Source organism: Mesorhizobium sp. FG116 (assembly GCF_057809835.1).
On record NZ_JBMDKS010000125.1, the window covers coordinates 1 to 1,102 of the forward strand.

Annotated in this window: 1 protein-coding gene; it reads right to left on the minus strand. The window is 64.5% G+C overall.

Annotation, left to right across the window (positions count from 1 at the left end):
- Positions 1 to 64: 64 nt before the first annotated feature.
- Entirely contained in the window at positions 65 to 1,096 is a 1,032-nt protein-coding gene (locus ACODTY_RS24060; protein ID WP_488996693.1) for an ABC transporter substrate-binding protein, read from the minus strand.
- Between the last annotated feature and the right edge of the window lie 6 nt (positions 1,097 to 1,102).

Below are 1,102 nucleotides of genomic sequence, written 5' to 3' on the forward strand. Positions count from 1 at the left end.
GCCGCGGCCAGGACAGGCGGAGCCAGCCATAGCCAGCCCGCCCGGCGGGCCGCGGCGCCATGCTTCATTTCTTCAGGCCGAACCCGGCCAGCGCGTTCGACAGCTTTTCCAGCGCGAAGATCGCGCGCACCGAGGGGTCCATCGCATTGGCTTCCATGGTGAGCACGCGGTCCTGCTTGACGGCGTCCATCTCGTTGGCGACCGGGTCGCTGGTCAGGAACCCGCGCTTGACGGCGATGTCGTCGGCGGGGAAGCGGCGGCGGTTCATCTCGGCGGCGACGATGAAGGTGGGATTGGCCTTGGCGATGGTCTCCCAGCCGACGGTCGGCCACTCTTCCTCGGAGGTGACGACGTTCTTCACGCCGAGCTTGGACATCATCCAGCCCGGCACGCCGTTGAGGCCGGCCACATAGGGATCGATCTCGATGTCGGCCGACGAATACCAGAAGACGCCGGACACGGTGTCGGGCAGGTTGAGGTCCTTCGCCTGCTTGGCGGCCGCCTCCTCGCGGGCCTTCAGGTCGGCGACCAGCTTGTCGCCGCGATCCGAGACGTCGAAGATTTCGGCCAGTTCCTCGATGCCCTGGTAGAGCAGGGCGGTGTCGAACAGTTTCGTGCGGGCGCCGTCCATGCTCTGGCTGTTGTCCTTGCCGACGCATTCGGTGGGCATGATCCAGCTTGCGATCTTGGCGTCGTCGAACATCTCGCGCGTGCCGACGGCGCCCTTGGCGCCGATCATCCATTCATAAGGCGTCACCACCAGCTCGGGCTTCTTCGCCACCACGCTTTCGAAGCTTGGGGCATTGTCGGAAAGGCGCTCGACTTTCTTGTCCACCTCGGCGAACTCGGGCAGCACCGGGTTGATCCACAGCGCGGTGCCCTTCACCTTGTCGGCGAGGCCCAGCATGTAGAGAATCTCGGTCGTAGCCTGGCCGATGCTGACGACGCTTTCAGGCGCCTTCTCGATGGTGATCGCGTGGCCGCAACTCGTCAGCGTCAGGGGGTAGGTCGTGCCCGCGAACGCCATCGGCACAAAGGCGAAAGTGGCAATGACCGCCGTCGTCAATCTCAACATAATGCTTCCCTTCCGTTGCATTTGAGC